This window comes from Paenibacillus sp. HWE-109 (genome assembly GCF_022163125.1).
Taxonomy (GTDB): Bacteria; Bacillota; Bacilli; order Paenibacillales; family NBRC-103111; genus Paenibacillus_E.
On the sequence record NZ_CP091881.1, the window covers coordinates 2,386,428 to 2,404,693 of the forward strand.

The following is an 18,266-nucleotide window of genomic DNA, read 5'->3' on the forward strand; positions in this document are numbered from 1 at the left end:
AGGAGGTTCAACCATGTTATTTGCACATTCATATTTGGGTAAACTGGTACACATTGAATTGCTGGGAGATAGGGACAAGATGGGCTATCTAGTTGATGCAGGCCCCGATGTATTCGTCATTTATATGGACAAAAAATATGTCTATGTGCCAAGTGCTCATGTCAAAACGATCAAATTAAATACGGAAGACAAGACGAACACAGATACGGCCCCGGATCCAATTAATCAAACGGGGGCTATCACCTTTATTCTAGTCTTGCATAACGCAATAGATAAATTCGTAGAGATTTATATCTCTGATCATCAATCCATTCATGGCTACGTAAAAGCAATCGCGCAAGATTATTTAGTCTTTTATTCGCAATTTTATAAAACCATGTATATTCCTTTGGATCATTTAAAATGGATTACTCCCTTTGAATCAGATCAGACTCCGTATTCGTTAGATCAAAAACACCTTTCAAAAGAGGTCATTGAGGGTTCTGTTAATGCTTTGCCGCCCACATTTGAACAATTAATGAAAGGATTAGAAGGAGAAATGGTTGGTATTGATTCCGGTCTAAAGGCTAATAAAATTGGTTTGCTTCAGACAATCAATAATTCTTTTGTCGAATTGATTACGGCGGAAGAACTTAAGTTTCATTATAATTTACAGCATATCAAAAACTGCATTCCCTTGAAGAAGGAAAGTGAATAGATGTTGATGAGACAGTTATTACCTGACAGGGTAGCTGTCTTTTTTATATCTAAACGGCTTTATGTTAAGATGTAAAAGTTGGGCAAATAAAAGAAAAGTAGGATTATAGGATGTCATTAAGTGAACCCCAAAGCTATCGATTCAGTGAGGCCCCCATATGGGATCTGCAGCGTGCCTATTATGAAGAGCAAGGTATAACAGCTTGGCAGCGTGATGAGGTGCCGTCTTATATTACAAGCAATCCAATGCTGGCTGGTTCTTATGCCGAGGTTATTTTTGGATTCCTGCAAGATCGCGCGCGCCTGGATGAGACATCGGAACCCGTGACGATCGTAGAACTTGGTGCAGGTTCGGGGCGACTTGCCTTTCATGTCCTGAAGGAGCTGCGCCAATTATCAGCGCTTGCAGGCTTTCCGCTTCCTCCATACCGATATGTGATGAGTGATTTGGCGGAGGGCAATATTGCATACTGGCAGCAGCATCCTAGTTTGATGTCTTATGTGGAGCAAGGCAATCTCGACTTTGCTAAGTTTGATGCGGCTGTGGATACTGAACTTCATCTGGTAGTATCAGGAGAATGTTTGGCTCGGGGAAGCTTGCGGCAGCCTCTGCTGATTATTGCAAACTACTTTTTTGATAGTATTCCGCAGGAATTAATTTATATTGAAAATAATCAGGTCTACGAGTGCTGGATTAACTGTTATATTCCAAAGCTAGATAAGGATTGGACTGCTTCGGAGCAGCTGAAGAATTTGGTAGCTGAATATGAGTATCGGAAGTCAGCCGAGTTCGAGGCGGGGTCTTATGCGTATCAGTCATTAATTGAGCTTTATGCGCGAGAGTTAGATGATTCCCATGTGCTATTTCCGATTGTTGGGTTAGATTGTCTGGATCGGTTGAGTCAGCTCTCGACCGAAGGATTTCTCTTGCTGACTGCAGACAAGGGGGAACATCAGCTTGCAAGTTGGGCGTATAATGAGCCTCCAGAACTGATTCATCACGGCAGTTTTTCATTGACGGCGAATTATCATGCTATTACTGCCTACTATGAGGAAAAGGGAGCTGAGAGCTTATTCACAGCTCATCCGCATCATCATTTGAATGTTGGCTGCGTGCTCCATCTTGCTGATCTGCCGTCATACGGTCTTACGCGTTTGGCGTATCGTAGATACATTGAGCGTTTTGGACCGGACGATTTTATTACGATCAAGGAATGGCTGGATGATCATCTTGCACACTTGGACATTCCACAAATGTTAGCTTACTGGCGCTTGAGCGGCTTTGACTCACAATTTTTCTTGCAAAATGCAAGTCGTCTAATGGACCTTATTGTGACCTCGGAGGAGGCAGATTGCGCAGGAATCTCACAAGGGATTGCTGAGATGTGGAGCGGGTATTACGCCATGGAGATTTCTAACAAAGTTGCTCTTGCGTGTGCGTCACTTTACTACCGGATGGAAATGTTTAGCGAGGCTTTGCCTTTCTATCTAGCGGCGGAAGACATGCAAGATGCAAGTATTGTATATGAGATGGCGATTTGCTGCTATGAGATCGGAGATATGGCAGGGACCAAGGCGTATATAGAACAAACCTTGATATTAAGTCCTCATCATGAGGAAGCATTATCGCTTCTAGGATTGCTGGAATAGGAGTAATAGACAGAGCTTTGCGGACTTCCGCGAGGCTCTTTTTTGCGCTTCAGGAAAGAGACAAGGAGATTAAGTTTGTTAAGAAAATGCATAGTCTGCTCATACTTTTCACAAACTTAGCAAATTTTGTTGTGCGATACTTGGAGTATACATAGCCAATAACATCCAATGAGAAAGATGGGGGACATCCAATGTTCGAACGAGTGGTACATACAAGTAAATCTTTGAAATTCAAGCTAACTTCTTTATTGCTAGCCGTTTCTTTAATCCCTTTAATAATTTCCATGTTCATTCTGACCACACAATCAACCAAATCCGTACAAACCATAACAGATGATGGACAGCTGCAATTGGCTAGAGCGCATGGTGATGCCATTCAAGCCTTTGTTAATCAGAAGATACGACTTGTCGAGAACACAATTAAAGCACATCCTGAATTTCAAAATAATGAAACTAGCAAAGTTATGCCTATCTTGATGCAGCTCAAAGAGAGCAACGAGGATGTCGCTTTTTTTGCCTATGCCGATTCCAAAGGATTTATTACCCAAACGGATGGCTCCTCTTTTGATGGTGCGAGTTTCGCGAATATTATCCAACTGAAAACAACGAAGAACATGGCGGTTTCGGATATTATTATGGATGCCAGAACCAATAAAATGATCATTATTATTGATATTCCGATTCTGAATGCGAAAGGCGATTACGATGGGGCGATTCAAACGATTCTTGACCCTTCAAGAGTCGTGGACATTATATCCAATGTGCACTTTGGGGCAAGTGGATATGGTTATTTGGTCGGTCAAGATGGAACCGTTCTCGTTCACCCAATGAAAGAGCTTATTGGCAAAAAGCTCGATGACTTATTAGTTTCTAGTAAAGAAATCAAAGAAAGTATGGTGAGTCAAGTTGAGGGGAAAACAGCGTATACGTTGAAATCAGGAGAAAAAATGCAAGCCACCTATGAGAAAATAGGCACTCTAGGCTGGAGACTTATCGTAACAGCACCAGAGACGGAAGTGTTCAAAGACAGAAGCATCGCTATGCGAAATTCGATCATTATCGTTGTAATCTGTTGTTTGATTGTCAGTGTTCTTGCATATCTCATTGGTTCCGTAGCCGTAAGACCGATACTTGCCATCTCGAACTTGATGCTCTTGGCAGCAAAAGGCGATTTCACTGTGAAACCGCTCGTGGTCACAAATAAAGATGAGATTAGCCAATTATCTACAGCGGTCAATGAGATGATTGCCAATCTACGCACGCTGATTGGCGGAGTTATTCAAACTTCGGGCAGCGTTGCAGTGGCTGCCGATCAGATTTCGGCGAGCACGGAAGAGATCGCGCAAGGCAGCACGCATCAAGCTACAGCCTCGCAAACGATGGCTGAGTTGTTCAAAGAGTTGTCAGCTGCGATTAACACCGTGGCGATCAGTGCAGAAGATGCGGCGGAACTGGCTGCACAAACGGTGCACATTGCCAAAAAAGGCAGCAGTACGATTCACAACTCGATTAACGGGATGGATCAAGTCAACCAGCAAATGAAGCTGTTGGAAACAGATTCTCAGCGAATTGGCGAGATTATCGAGGTCATTGATGATATTTCGGAGCAAACGAATCTGCTCGCGCTGAATGCTGCGATTGAAGCTGCGAGAGCAGGCGAACAAGGCCGAGGCTTCGCTGTCGTGGCCGAAGAAGTGCGCAAATTAGCTGAGCGCAGCAGTCTTGCAACCAAACAAATCGCCCAGATCATCCGTGATATGCAGGTTAATACGAATAAGAGCGTGCGTGTTGTCGCTGATGGCGTAGCCCAATCGAAACTAACGTATGATGCTTTCGAAAGCATTGTCAATAAGGTCAATGAAACGTCGAGCAAAGTGACTGAGATTGCAGCTGCCAGCGAAGAACAAGCTGCGCAGGCGTCGGAAGTTATGACAGCTATCGAGTCAGTCGCAGCAACAAGTGAAGAGTGCGCAGCAGGTGCACAAGAAACAGCAGCAACCTCTCAGGAATTAGCCAAGCTTGCTGAGAACTTGCATGATGCAGCTGCCGTTTTCAAAATTAAATGAGTTTTCTCTTAGGAAGGCATATGATAAGATAGCTAGATGAGTATGCAAAGAGTGGTGATTGTATGGAAGAGCGGATCGTTGTCGCTAAAGGGTTGTTTACATTATATAGAGGGCACTTCATTCAGATGCATCGGGATGGTGTCCTCGAGGACTATAGAGATTGCGGAATAGAGCGCCAAACAGAGATCGAGTGGTATCAAGAGCTGATTGCGAAGTTATCGCTTGATTTATCCATTCGTGATTGGGATGCTGTTAGTAGTTTGGAAGCACTTGCCAAATATTATCAAGATGAACGCATGCTGGAAAGTGTGATGAACTTCATAACTCGCCAAATTATGGGGGCTGACAGCATTGTGAAGCTTATGTATGCAGAGCGGCTAATCTCGTTGATTGTCTCGCTGAGGCCTGTCATCACCCAAGAGAATCGGTATTCAGCTTATCAGCAAGCTTTAAGAATCCTGGAAGATATCCTTGCCAAACCGCTCGTCATCGACCCTGGGCATGACTTACATCACTATCATTTGAAAGATAAGAAGTCGTTAAACCTCCGCGCTCAAAAATCGATCGATGAGATTATGCTGCTGCGATTTTAGGGGATCGGTTTAAAAATTCTTTTTAAACTGATTGTACCAACCCACAGAACATATGATGCACAAGGCAATAATGCTCATTAAGTCGAACCCGTCATCTTGGAGCCACTGCAGGATGCCAGGTTCTTTTTTAATTTGGAGAACAGCTAATTGGGCAAGCAAACCAGCGACAACAGCCTCGATCCACGGCATTTTAATAAGTAATAGCTCCATCTTGGAAAAGAAAAAGAACAGTAAACAGAGTGCGGGAACGACAGCTATCGCAACAAAGCCGACGTTATCAGACAGTTTGGCGGTCAGGAGTATACTGTCCACACTCATAATTAAATCCAGAAAAGCGACACTACTGAAGATCCACAGTAAGGAAAAATGCCTGCGCATTGATTTCTTAGGCAAGACCATTTGGATGGAAAAGATCAACATGATGAGCCCAGTCATCATATTGATGTAAGGTAGTCTGGAGAAAGACTGGATCGAGATGATATAGAGAACACGGAGTAGGCAGAGAAGCCCAATGAGATAAAGTTTGTAATTACTTCGCACACTGTATTTCATTAAAGATCCTTGAACCATGATCGCATTGTCGATATTGGTAAATATATTATAGAGGAATATAATGATCCAATCTTGCATCGAAAGTGATCCTTTCATCGCTATTCATGCATGTCCAAGGAGTTAACATCAGTATATGAAGTAAATTCCAATATTATCTAACTATTTATATAAAAAATCCTCCTTCAAAGTGAAGGAGGGCTTATGTAAATGGACTACATCCTGCGGCCGGTAATATAATGGCTTGTCCAATATGCGTTCGTAAAGTTGGAAACGACAACGCCTTCATTAGGCAGATTATTAATGAACTGTCCGTTCCCCATATAGATTCCTACGTGGTTTACAACGCCAGGTGTGCCAACACTGAAGAAAACTAGATCGCCTGGTTGCAGTTGACTCTTAGGAACAAAGGAGCCAGCTTGAGATTGGGCTTTAGAAGAACGAGGAATCGCTTTTCCTTGTAATTGAAAGACATATTGAGTGAAAGAGGAGCAGTCCAGACGTAATCGCTGAATGTCTTCGGAACCAAACACATAAGTCACTCTGCCTTTGAACGAAGAAGCAGTATTGAGGATTCTGCTGGCAAAGCTGGAACCAGTCGATGGTTTTGAAGGTGTTGTTCCTTTCTCGTGTACGGTTACATAAGAACGTGAAACATAGCCTTTTTTACCATTATAATTAACTAAAACCCAGTAGTCGTTCGCCGCTTCAACAGAAAGCGTTGTACCTGCGTTAATAAAGCCCCAGACGGGAGCATTCACATTCTGATCAGCACGGAAATTTACACCTTTATTCACGGTAGCAGTTGCAACAGGAGCAGCAAGTGCTGTCGCTGAAAAGCCACCCAACATCGAAATCGCTAGACCTACGGACAGCATTGCTTTTTTCCCAAAGTAGTGTTTCCTTTTTGGCATGAAAGACTTCCTCCTTGTGGAATCAATGATAAGATGATTGCTTCATCTAAACTCACTGTATCACACTTCGAAGTCCCTAAAATTTACCTCGGAAGTCTGAAAGTCTTAACAGTACTAGTATTTATAGCCATTATTAAAATTCCGTTAGAAGTTGATGAGTATTTCTTCCTTGACAGGTAAATCTAACGTTTATTAACATTGTAAGCATTTTCGCGTGAAATTCAGGGTCTGGAACAATAGTGGAAGAAAGGGGATAAGGGATGAACATCAAGGAACTGCAAGGTGTCGCAGGTTTGCTTGTACAGAATCAAATACCCTATACACTAGGAGGCAGTGGACTCCTGGCTAGTTTGGGACTCATCGATCAAGTGAATGACTGGGATTTGTTAGTGGATTGTTCCCTAGAGAAATTAAAAGCAGTTCTAGAACCTTATCCGTACTCCGAGCAAAAGAGTGGGGATTATCCATTCGCCAGTCAATTTCGCCTGCAACTCATCGAGCAGAACATAGATATCATAGGCAAGTTTGCTCTTCATAGCAGCTCAGGCACCGTAACTTTTCCGCTAGCGGCTAGTTCTATCTGGCATGGCATTCACGTAGGCGCTCCTGAAATTTGGTTTGTGGCTTATATGATGATGGGCAGGGATGCGAAAGCGGAGTTACTATTCAACTTCCTCTTGCGCAGCGAGGTAAACGAGTCTGCAGTCAAGAGATTTATTGAAGATGAACCGATTGATGATGCTATTAAATCTAAATTATTTCAGCTTTTGAATGCTTATGGAAAAAAATAAAAAGTGGTTGTGCAACATTCTATGTACAGGTCACGTTTAGAAGATAACTCGGAAGCGAGGAAGTAAATATATACAATAAGAGGAGAGATTACGAATGAAAAAGATAGCAGCTTTAACGTTAACGACCCTGTTGGTGAGCAGTTTAACATTTAGTACAGCATTTGCCTTTTCAGATGTGGAAGAAGGACAAGCAGAGGCTGTTAAAGGTTTGCAGGATCGTGGTGTCGTGAGCGGTATTGATCAAGATCATTACGTACCAAAAGGTAAAATCAGCTATGCTCAGACTGTGCAAATGATTGTAAAAGGTTTGGATTTGAACATGGATACGCTTCGTTTCATTAAGCAGCCTGTTGCATCTGACACTTACACGAACATTCCTAATGATGCTTGGTTTGCAGAGGCTTTCATCATAGCTCACTATAATGGCCTTGAGATTCCTAAGGATGTTAATCCGAACGCAACGATTACTCGTGAGCAATTCGGTGATTTGTTAGTGCGTGCACTTGAGAAAAAAGGCAATTTCCCATTGGTCAAAATGTTTATCAACATTCAGGATGCAGATCAAGTTAACATCGATTATCAAGGTACATTACAAAGATTGCTGCTGTACAAAATCACTAAACTGGATCAAGATGGCAAGTTTAGCCCGAAAGCTGAATTAACGCGCGGAGAAGCAGCGAGTTGGATCTACCAAGCGATTAAATTCAAAGACGCGCACGCACAAGCACCTGCGCCAATAGAAGATGTTACGGTTAAAGTGGATAAAGTGAACGATGATGTCAATAAAATCACGCTATCCCGTGGTGACAAACCGAACCCAGGCTACAGCATTGAAATCAACAGTATTCAATTCAATGCGGATGGTCAAGCGGTAATTACGTATACCTTGCACGATCCCAAGCCAGATATGATGTATCCAGCTGTTATTACGGAAGCAAAAGCAGAAACCTATGTTTCTTCCAAATATAAAGCGACTGCTGAGCCAGCAACTGTTAAATAATAAGAAAAGTGCTGTTACCTTGCATGCAAGGTGCAGCACTTTTTTTGTATGATGAACCCCTGCTATTGGTCCTGTCCAATGACTACTCTCTCACATAAAATATAGCATCCTATTCACATAGGAGGTGAGAGAGATGAAAGTAAATTATTACACATTAAGTCTGGGCTTGTTGGGCGCCGCGAAATTGATTTTGAATGCTTTTGGTCTTGAACTTATCCATGACGAGGATATGAACGCGATTGCTAACGGTGTAGCAGCGGTGATTTCCATTATTGGCGTTTATGCAAACCATCAGAAATTAGAATAATGATAGTGACAAGAGTGACCTGAGTGAGAATTCGGGTCTTTTTTTGTTGCAGCGAATGAGTAAAACAGGGGGATTGCTAAAAGGGAATTACAGTGAGCTGTTTCAGCAAAAAGTGGAGAAACCTGTTTTCTCATGCTATGTCGGCGGATTTTGGTCTCAAAGGGTATTGAGTTCGTTAGGTCATTAAAGAAAGTTCATGATCTTGAATCTCGATCATTTATTTTCCCGTAAACGGATGCAATAATGAAAGAGCCCTCTCAACCGCAATTGCCTTATAACCTTCCGACATGCTACTGTGGAATGCAAGAAATTGGTATAATAGAACTATTGGAAGAGGAGGAGGAGCAGCTATGAATTTAATTAAGAGAGTTATCCTTCTTATTGTGATGAGCTTAATCGTCATTCTTGCCCTATACGCCTATTCGTACCGACAAAGTGTTAAGGTTATTGAAAATCAAATCAACATAAGAAATGAAGAGAAATTATCGTATTTCCTCAACCGGATTGAAAGTTTGCTGGATCAGAATATGATGTACGCTACGCTTGTTACCAAAGATCCTGAAATTAAAAATGTCGCCTATGGCAGTTTACCTCCATCTGGTTATGATCGCGTAAGTGTGGTTCAGTCCATTGAAGGGAAGCTCAACCTGTTCAGTATTACGAATCAAATCATGAATATCATCTCAATCTATTTTCCGAAAAGTGAGCTTGCATTGTCTACGGTTCCTGCAACCGTTTTTAATAAACAAGATATCTACAAGGATTACACGTCCAATTGGAAATTAACGAAAGTTGATGTAAGCGGAGTGAAAATGGAAGCGTTCTCGCGATTCTTTGTTTCCCCGTATCATGCCGAGCCCTCTGACATTATGAATTCTGATTTTATTATCAGGGTCGACTTTTTCACAAAAAATATAACAAATGTGCTGGATGAGTTTAAATTGGCTGGTTATAGTGACGCCTTTTTTTACAATAGCGCCGATCAAATTGTCTACAACAGTACAGCAAATATGAATCTCATCAAGCAGTTGATGGAGGAATACCCCTTCGATTTATCTAAGAAGATACAAAACAAGCATAATATTGTAGAACTAAATGGAAAGAAATACATCCTATATGTGCTTCCTTCGGATAAGATCAACTGGAGCTTGGTGGATATCGAGCCCTTGGATGAAATTCTGAAACCAGTGAATCACAGTCGGAATTTATTCTACATTATTCTGTTTCTGCTGCTGCTTCTAGGCATTGTTGCGGCGTATTTGCTGTACTTTTACATTCAGGTTCCCATCCGTATTCTGATACGCAGCTCAGAGCATATCAAGAACAAAAATTTTGCCTATCGGATTCATAGTTTGCGCAATAATGAGTTTCGACAGTTGTTTGATTCCTTCAATGACATGGCCAAAGAAATCGATGATTTGATTAAAAGAGTCTATGCGGAAGAAATTCGCTCCAGAGAGGCAGTTATGAAGCAGCTGCAGTCCCAAATTAATCCGCACTTTCTCTATAATTGTCTGGCTTACATCGTAAATATGGCCAAAATGAACAAAAATCAATCCGTTATCGCCATGGCGCACAATCTGGGAGATTATTATAAATACACGACCCGGAATGAAACCTTGGAGACGACGCTGTCAACGGAACTTGAATTGGCTGTGAACTACATGAATATTATGAATCATCAATTGGATAAATTTCGTTATATTGTCTCGGTCCCTGATTCGATGAAAATGAAGAAAATTCCCAAATTGATGATTCAACCGATTATTGAAAATGCGATTGTGCATGGTCTGGAAGAGATTTCTAATGAGGGGCTGATCACCATTGTTGGCTTGGATGACGGTCCATTGTTCCGGCTTATCATCGAAGATAATGGTCCGGGTTTGAGTGCTGAGGATCTGGTGAATCTTCGCAGGAAAAATGAACTTGAGGAAAATGAGACAGCGCAAAAAGGGATTTGGAATGTGAATCATCGCTTCAAGTATTATTTCGGGAAGCATTCCGGCATGCGGTTGGATAATTCTGCTCTGGGTGGATTGCGAATCGAGTTGTTCTGGGAGAAAGCAGCAGGGGAGTGAAATCAAAGATGTTCTCTTTATTAATTGTGGATGATCATAAGCATCAAGTCGATACATTAGCCATTACATTGCCCTGGGATGAGCTGGGGATAACTACCATTCATAGAGCATATGAAGGCCAAGGCGCGCTTGCGATCATCGAGACGCATCCCATCGATATTCTGATCACAGATATTCGCATGCCTGGTATGAATGGTCTTGAATTAATAGAGCATATCAACACGTCTAAACGGAAGGTCCAATGCATTCTGCTGACCGGGTATGCGGAGTTCGAATATGCCAAGAAGGCGATCGAGCTGCATGCTATTGACTATTTCATCAAACCGGTGCGAGATCAATTGCTTTTGGATGCCGTAAGCCGAATCATCAGCAAGATACAGAATGATTTGCAGCATTCTCAAGCGTTTGAACAGGCCAATGCGATACTTCATCAGAATTTACCACTGTTAAAAGAGAGCTTGCTCAATGACCTTTTGCAAGGATCAAAGTTTTCGTCCACGCAATTGCAAGAGAAGCTGCAGATGTACCAAATCCCATTTGCAACCGGGGACACCGTTAAATTGATGGTTATTAAATTTGATTCTAATTTCTATGAATCTTACACGGCCTCGGACATGAAACTCTTTGATTATGCCGTTATGAATATGGCGGAGGAACTGCTCCAAGGCTATTATCAAATATGGACAAGAATAGCGGCGCAAGACAACTTAACACTTCTACTAAAACCCATTGCGACTCTAGGCCGGACGGTCGCCATGGAAGGTGAACAACGTGAAGGAATAGACTTGTTTTCGTTAGCGAACCGATTGATCGAACAAGTGAGACGTTATCTAAAAGGGAGCGTTTGCATCTATCTGTCGCAATCGGCGATATTCCCTGAAGAAGTTCATTCTGCTTACGCTTCCGTTGCCTCCAAGGTAATTCGATCGGCAGAACGACAAGGGGTATTCATGATGGATACCGATGAAGTGTCAAGCCGCGCACTGGAACCGCTGCGTACGTTGTATCAAGCACCCATGCTGATACAACTTATGGATAACGGCACTGTCGATAAAATAAACGCTAAATTTACATCCATCTTCGAAGAACTGGAACAAACTCACGCTGATTCACGAGCGCATATCCGCGAAGCGTATTTGCATGTATTGAGTTGTTTCACATTCCTGGCGCACAAGAAGGGCAAAGTGCTGGAAGATATTATCGGTATAGCTTCCGTTTATAAGGAACACAGTGTAATCCATTCCGCAAAGCAGTTACGAACATGGAGTACCATCATCATGAATGTGTTGATTGAGGAAATCCCAGCGGCGGATGATGAGAATCACCAGCAACTGGTCAATAAAATACATGCTTATATCCATCAAAACTTGTCGAAAGATGTGACGCTGCAATCGATAAGTGAATATGTTTATTTGCATTCGGTCTATTTATCCAAATTGTACAAAGAGATTACAGGACTTAATTTAAGTGAATATATTTTACATGCTCGTATGGAAGAGGCCAAAAATTTATTGGAGAAATCCACGTATAAGATTTATGAAATTACTGAAAAGGTAGGATACCAAAGCCCTCAACATTTTATTCGGAGATTCAAAAAATATTATGGTGTAACGCCGGACATTTTCCGGAAGCAGTGATTCGCATGGACCTCGGCAGATGATTGGGTTTCCGGATTCTGGCCAGGGTTGTTATGGCTGGTTTATGAAAAAACATTTAGCGCATGAGCGAGATTCGGATGTATAAAAGAAGTTAATTCGGACATCCTATATCTTGACGGTGAAACAAGAGAGGTGTGGTTCCGTTGAGCATTCAACGAGATAAATACCAGGGAAGTTGTTATTGAATCCATATAGAAGCGAGGAGATGTGCCGCAGACAATTAATGTAGTACCTGTACTGCAATAATGGATGAGGTAAAGACCAAGCCAAGTAAGGATCAGAGCATAAGTACCATCAATCCAATCACCGTCGAAAAGAACTCCGCAAGGAGTTCTTTTTTATGTAGAGGCGGAGGGAGGGAACTACAGTACGCTATTCTAGCTAAAGTGTTCATATAGCGAGGGTGTGGGAACTACGGTCCGCTATTCTGCTATTTGCTGTTGAAATCAAGCCGTTTTGTGGAAATAAGACCCTGTAGTTCCGCTATGACCCTCGCATCCCTGCTTTTTGCCTAAATAACGTACTTGAGTTCCCTCTCTTAATAGGATTTGCTGCTTTTAATGGTTTATCTATTAAAGGGTGAAGCCGATTTACTTACTTGCAAGATCACATGGTTGCAGTATGCTTAATAAGTATCCTGATTAGTACTAGGAGGGAGCAGCATGCAAGAATTGGTGGGACACTGCCACAATTGTCAGAAGGAGATTTATTGTCTGGATGGTTTTTTTACAGGTGTTATTTTCACTGATAAAACGCTGCTTTGTTTCACCTGTGCAGAAGATGAGCAAGCTGAAAATAACCGTGATTTACCTACTAGCTAAGCAAAGCAATAACAACTGTAATTAATTGCATAGATTAAGCTGCTGGATACCGCGCAGAGCAAGTGAATACCGCGGGTGTTACTTTTAGTGAGACGATGACGGTTAAGATGACGAATTAGCATTAAGGAGCACAGCCATACAGAACGACAGAAAGACTCAGCCGCAGGCTGGGTCTTTCTCTGTTTTGAATTAATTTTTATAGACGGAAATGCAATCTGTCTATAAAACATGTTGTAAATATATAAACAATTTAATATAATGTCTATATATTAGCGATCGATTTGTTATTTTGTTTATAAATAAAATCGAGCGTTATATGCAATTAGATATAGGAAGGGTGTAAATTTTCATGTTGTCCAATCGTTATGTACGTACGATTCTTATTTCTCGCGTGCTTTTGCAGCTTGGGATTTGGATCAGGAACTTTGCAATTCTGCTTTATGTTGCTGAAGTTACCCAGAACAATCCGCAGTATATTTCTCTTATATCTGTAGCGGAGTATGCGCCGATATTTGTGTTTGCGATCATTGGTGGGACGTTTGCTGATCGTTGGCAGCCTAAACGTACCATGGTTGGGTGTGATTGGTTATCGGCCGTATCCATTCTGCTTGTTCTCCTTGCTTTGCATTCCGGTTCATGGCTGGTGCTGTTGATCGGCACACTGGTGTCGGCAAGTTTATCGCAATTCTCACAACCATCGGCGATGAAATTGTATAAGAACCATGTTTCCGCAGAACATTTGCAAAGTGCTATGGCAATGAATCAATCATTAATCGCCATCTTCATGGTCTTGGGTCCGATGATCGGGACTTTCATTTATTTGCACTATGGTATGCAGGTTTCTCTTATCGTAACGTTTGTCACTTTTTGCGGTTCGGCGTTAGTCCTAACAAGCCTTCCCCGAGATCAGCAAGAATCTCAAGCAGCCAGCCATACTCATTTTATGAGCGAGATGATGGCAGGCATTCGTTATCTCTGGACGAATCAGGCGCTCCGAACTTTAAGCGCGACATTCGCCGTTACCGGGCTTGCAGCAGGGATCATTCAGCCGCTCGCGCTGTTTATAACCGTAGAGAACTTGGGTCAGGATAAACAATTTTTGCAATGGCTGCTTATGGTGAACGGCGCGGCAATGCTGGTCGGTGGCATACTCATTATGGGGATAGCCAAAAAGGTGAAACCACAGCTGCTTCTAGCTGTAGGATTACTCGTAACGGCGTGTTCGACGGTAGCTATTGGCGCATCTCACAGCACGGTATTGACCATCCTGCTTCAAATTATTAGCGGTATGTTTTATCCCTGCATTCAAGTAGGCATTCAAACGATGATCATGAAAAACACCGAAGGCGCCTTCTTAGGGCGCGTGGGTGGAGCGATTACGCCAATTTTTATGGGGATGATGGTCATCGGGATGTCATCGTCCGGTTATTTAAAAAATGGGCTTACCCTTTTTCCTGTCTACCTGATCAGTGGTATCTTGCTAGTCATGGGTGCCGTGTTTCTCAGCCCTTTACGTCAGCCCAAAAGCCAAGTAAACTAGTTCCTCAGACCGAGAGCTTTTAAATACTGCAGTCGGATGATCGGAAGTCCATTTGGATTTATGCTTATAGTGAAGATTGAACACGAGGCAACCAAATTGGATAAAGTTGAGGTGCACTTTTGAAAACGGAAGGCAACAACAAGAAATTAGTATTAATCGGACTGCTGCTTGGTCTAGTTTTCTCTGAACTGGATCAAACGATTGTGTCCACCGCTTTGCCAACGATCATTCGTGATCTGCATGGCTTATCGCTTTATGGCTGGGTCGCGGGTATTTACATGCTGTCGATCACCATGTTTATGCCGATTTTCGGGAAATTAGCGGATATTTATGGACGGAAGAAGATCTATCTCACTTGCGTTATCTTATTTTTGACGGGGTCTGTGATCTGTGGATTGGCGGGTTCCATGACGACTTTATTGATCGGTAGGGGCATTCAGGGCATTGGGGCCGGAGGGCTCATGCCACTCGCGATGATCATCATCGGAGATACGTTTCCACTAGAGCAGCGAGCTAAGCTTCAAAGTTTAATAGGTCCTATGCTCATACTTCCACAGTTGCTGGGTCCAACCATCGGGGGCTTCTTCGTAAGCCATGTGAGCTGGCATTGGATTTTTCTGATCAACATTCCTGTCGGGATTGCCTCGGCCATCGTAGTTTCCAAAGGCTTGCGCGAATCAGTCAGTACGGAGAAAAAATCTATTGACTGGGCAGGAGCAATCACACTCGTACTTTCAATGCTTTCCCTCTTGCTGGCACCCGTTCTGATTGATGTCAAAGGATACACATGGGGTTCACCGGTCATTATTGCTTTACTGATTGGGGCTTTAGCACTTATCGTACTTTTCGTACGCATTGAGGCGAGGGCGAAGGAGCCGATTATTCCCTTAGTTTTATTTCAAAATCGCTCCATCATCGTCCTATCAGTCATCGTTTTTCTCACGATGCTAGGCATTATGGGTGGAATGTCAGGGTTTCCGTTCTTCGCGCAAAATGTCATGGGCCTATCGCCGACTGCCTCTGGCTACTTGTCACTGGCCTTCATGGCGGGGGCAATTCCAGCTAGCATCGTTTGTGGTAATTTGATTACCAAACTTGCTTATAAACAGCTATTCATTGTTTCTTTCATTTTCCCGATTGCAAGTTTTATCATGCTGTCGCGCATTCATATCGATACGACTGTGCTGTATGTCATCGTCGCTTTCTTCATTTTGGGATTAGGTATTGGCGTTCTGTTCGGATCAGACAATCTTATCGTGCAGGAGTCGGTCCAAAAGGAACACAGCGGAGTTGGCGTAGCAACGGTTCAATTGTTCCAAGCAATTGGGACGACGCTCGGATTCAGTATTTTCGGCAGCCTGCTATCGCGTAATATTTCTGGTGGAATCGCCGGATTATCCGGGCAGTTTCCAGAAGGTACAAGTGAAACGATCATGAATGGCGGGATTCCCAAAGGGATCTCTCCCGAACTGCTGCTGAGCATTAAACATATTTTTACCGGCGCGTTTCAACACATTTTTGCTATTAGCATTGGTTTTGCGATTGTCGCCTTCATCGCGTGCTTGTTTATGAAAAAAGAAGTGCTTGCGACCACCGAAGAACTTCCTGCCAGCCAACCAGCAACTTCTTCCAGTGCAGGCTGAGACTACGCATAGGCAGCACAGCTGCACGAACCTTCGATTTCACTATTATGGTGGAATTCGAAGGTTTTTTATATAGAAGAGAGAGGCGCTTCTTTCCACAAGTTCGCGTTGTGGGACCACTATAGTGGTCGCTTTAAACCGAATTTGCCTGTTGGGGGACGGCCGGCTGATGAGGTTGATTGAAAATAAAGTTTGCATTCAATATTCATATGCGATATATTGCATATAATATAATTTATCGATGAAAGGACACAGAGCCATGACGAATAATAAAGATCTAAGAATACGCAGCAAAGTAATCAGTGAAGGTGTAAATCGCGTACCGAACAGAGCGATGTTAAGGGCTGTTGGATTTAAGGATGAAGACTTTCTCAAACCGATGATCGGCGTTGCGAGTACCTGGAGTGAAGTTACGCCATGCAATATGCACATTAATGAATTGGCGCTGAACGCCAAAAAAGGTGTCCAAGCGCATGGCGGCGCCCCTTTAATTTTCAATACGATTACCGTATCAGACGGCATTTCGATGGGACACGAAGGGATGTTGTTCTCCTTGCCCAGTCGGGAAGCGATTGCGGATTCCATCGAAATTGTCACGAGTGCGGAACGTTTTGATGGTTTGGTTGCGGTAGGGGGATGTGATAAAAACACACCAGCCTGTTTGATGGCGATCGGTCGGATGAATCTACCTGCGGTGTATGTCTATGGGGGCACCATTCAACCGGGGAAATTAGATGGGAAAGATGTGGATATTGTCACGGCTTTCGAAGCAGTGGGGAAATATCATGATGGAAGAATGTCGGAGGAAGAACTGCATGAAGTGGAATGCAGCGTATGTCCTGGCGCCGGGGCGTGTGGAGGGATGTATACAGCCAATACGATGGCTTCCGCTGCAGAAGCATTAGGCATGAGCTTGCCGGGATCATCGTCTACACCAGCGATTTCGGCTAATAAATTAGTCGAATGTGAACGAGCCGGCGAACAAGTCATACAGTTGCTGAAAATGGGGATATATCCACGCGATATCATGACCAAAAAAGCATTCGAGAATGCGATCACAGTTGTTATGGCGCTAGGCGGATCCACCAATGCTTTCCTGCATCTTATCGCTATGGCGCATTCGGTTGATGTCGAGTTGACGTATGATGATTTTGAACGGGTCCGAATGCGGGTTCCGCATCTTGCCGATCTCAAGCCCAGCGGTAAATATGTGATGCAAGATTTAAATGATATTGGCGGCGTGCCGGGCGTAATGAAGCTTCTGCTTGCCCAAGGGCTTCTCCATGGGGATTGCCTAACGGTCACTGGCCGAACATTAGCCGAAAACTTGGCTGACGCAGCCTCATTGCAGGAAAATCAGGCTATAATTTATCCTTTTGACCAACCCTTGAAACCTACCGGACCGTTAGTTGTATTAAAAGGAAATCTGGCGCCAGAAGGAGCTATTGCCAAGATGTCAGGGATGAAAAAGCTGCGTTTTACAGGACCAGCGCGGGTATACGATAGTGAGGCAGAGGCGACAGAGGCAATTCTCCGAGATGATATCCAGAAAGGGGATGTGCTTGTCATCCGATATTGTGGGCCCAAGGGTGGGCCAGGCATGCCTGAAATGCTTTCCGTAACCGCTTTGATCGTTGGAAAAGGGCTTGGCGGTGAAGTAGCGCTTATCACGGATGGCCGCTTTTCCGGAGGATCGCACGGATTTGTTGTTGGCCATGTAGCCCCAGAAGCGCAGGTCGGCGGTCCTATTGCTTTGCTGCATCATGGTGATTCGGTCACGATTGACAGTGAAACACAAGAAATCTCCTTCGAGATTACAGAGGCCGAGCTTGAACGAAGGCAAATGGCTTGGGTTCAGCCTCCACTCAAAGTAAATCGTGGAGCCTTAGTCAAATATGCACGATTGGTCTCCTCCGCAGCCAAAGGTGCCGTAACTGATTTGTGACATATGGTTCAAATT

15 protein-coding genes are annotated in these 18,266 nt (G+C 43.3%); 13 read left to right on the top strand and 2 right to left on the bottom strand.

What is annotated here, in order from left to right; all coding sequences use genetic code 11:
* Positions 1-13 precede the first annotated feature (13 nt).
* The 4 genes from LOZ80_RS09685 to LOZ80_RS09700 all read left to right on the top strand — a co-directional run bounded on the left by LOZ80_RS09685 (position 14) and on the right by LOZ80_RS09700 (position 5,005).
* On the top strand, positions 14-697 hold the full coding sequence (locus LOZ80_RS09685) for a DUF2642 domain-containing protein (protein WP_238171231.1): 684 nt from the start codon (positions 14-16) through the stop codon (positions 695-697).
* A 110-nt stretch (positions 698-807) separates the two neighbouring features.
* The gene (locus tag LOZ80_RS09690) at positions 808-2,346 is read left to right on the top strand and encodes an SAM-dependent methyltransferase (RefSeq protein WP_238171232.1); all 1,539 of its coding nucleotides are present in this window, start codon (positions 808-810) and stop codon (positions 2,344-2,346) included.
* A 191-nt stretch (positions 2,347-2,537) separates the two neighbouring features.
* Positions 2,538-4,412, top strand: coding sequence for a methyl-accepting chemotaxis protein (locus LOZ80_RS09695; protein WP_238171233.1), 1,875 nt, complete (start codon positions 2,538-2,540; stop codon positions 4,410-4,412).
* 62 nt (positions 4,413-4,474) lie between these two features.
* Positions 4,475-5,005 (top strand): metallophosphoesterase family protein, encoded by a 531-nt coding sequence (locus LOZ80_RS09700; protein ID WP_238171234.1) that lies wholly within the window; start codon positions 4,475-4,477, stop codon positions 5,003-5,005.
* Positions 5,006-5,014: 9 nt separating this feature from the next.
* Here LOZ80_RS09700 and LOZ80_RS09705 read toward each other — a convergent pair whose 3' ends face one another.
* Positions 5,015-5,635 (bottom strand): TerC family protein, encoded by a 621-nt coding sequence (locus tag LOZ80_RS09705; protein WP_238171235.1) that lies wholly within the window; start codon positions 5,633-5,635, stop codon positions 5,015-5,017.
* 134 nt (positions 5,636-5,769) lie between these two features.
* Positions 5,770-6,468: a C40 family peptidase gene (locus tag LOZ80_RS09710; protein WP_238171236.1), complete on the bottom strand. Its 699-nt coding sequence runs from the start codon at positions 6,466-6,468 to the stop codon at positions 5,770-5,772.
* A gap of 260 nt (positions 6,469-6,728) precedes the next feature.
* On the opposite strand from LOZ80_RS09710, the gene LOZ80_RS09715 reads away from it, so the two are divergent.
* The 9 genes from LOZ80_RS09715 to ilvD all read left to right on the top strand — a co-directional run bounded on the left by LOZ80_RS09715 (position 6,729) and on the right by ilvD (position 18,251).
* Positions 6,729-7,259 (top strand): hypothetical protein, encoded by a 531-nt coding sequence (locus tag LOZ80_RS09715; RefSeq protein WP_238171237.1) that lies wholly within the window; start codon positions 6,729-6,731, stop codon positions 7,257-7,259.
* A gap of 94 nt (positions 7,260-7,353) precedes the next feature.
* On the top strand, positions 7,354-8,259 hold the full coding sequence (locus tag LOZ80_RS09720; protein ID WP_238171238.1) for a protease complex subunit PrcB family protein: 906 nt from the start codon (positions 7,354-7,356) through the stop codon (positions 8,257-8,259).
* A 133-nt stretch (positions 8,260-8,392) separates the two neighbouring features.
* Positions 8,393-8,566, top strand: a complete 174-nt coding sequence (locus LOZ80_RS09725; protein WP_238171239.1) for a hypothetical protein — start codon at positions 8,393-8,395, stop codon at positions 8,564-8,566.
* A gap of 350 nt (positions 8,567-8,916) precedes the next feature.
* The gene (locus tag LOZ80_RS09730) at positions 8,917-10,644 is read left to right on the top strand and encodes a sensor histidine kinase (protein WP_238171240.1); all 1,728 of its coding nucleotides are present in this window, start codon (positions 8,917-8,919) and stop codon (positions 10,642-10,644) included.
* A gap of 8 nt (positions 10,645-10,652) precedes the next feature.
* Positions 10,653-12,281, top strand: coding sequence for a response regulator (locus tag LOZ80_RS09735; RefSeq protein ID WP_238171241.1), 1,629 nt, complete (start codon positions 10,653-10,655; stop codon positions 12,279-12,281).
* Positions 12,282-12,964: 683 nt separating this feature from the next.
* Positions 12,965-13,123: a hypothetical protein gene (locus LOZ80_RS09740; protein ID WP_238171242.1), complete on the top strand. Its 159-nt coding sequence runs from the start codon at positions 12,965-12,967 to the stop codon at positions 13,121-13,123.
* Between the two features lie 349 nt (positions 13,124-13,472).
* Positions 13,473-14,663 (top strand): MFS transporter, encoded by a 1,191-nt coding sequence (locus LOZ80_RS09745; RefSeq protein WP_238171243.1) that lies wholly within the window; start codon positions 13,473-13,475, stop codon positions 14,661-14,663.
* 119 nt (positions 14,664-14,782) lie between these two features.
* A complete protein-coding gene (locus tag LOZ80_RS09750; RefSeq protein WP_238171244.1) occupies positions 14,783-16,306 on the top strand; it encodes an MDR family MFS transporter in 1,524 nt (507 codons plus the stop codon).
* 259 nt (positions 16,307-16,565) lie between these two features.
* Positions 16,566-18,251: a dihydroxy-acid dehydratase gene (gene ilvD / locus LOZ80_RS09755; protein ID WP_238171245.1), complete on the top strand. Its 1,686-nt coding sequence runs from the start codon at positions 16,566-16,568 to the stop codon at positions 18,249-18,251.
* Positions 18,252-18,266: the final 15 nt, after the last annotated feature.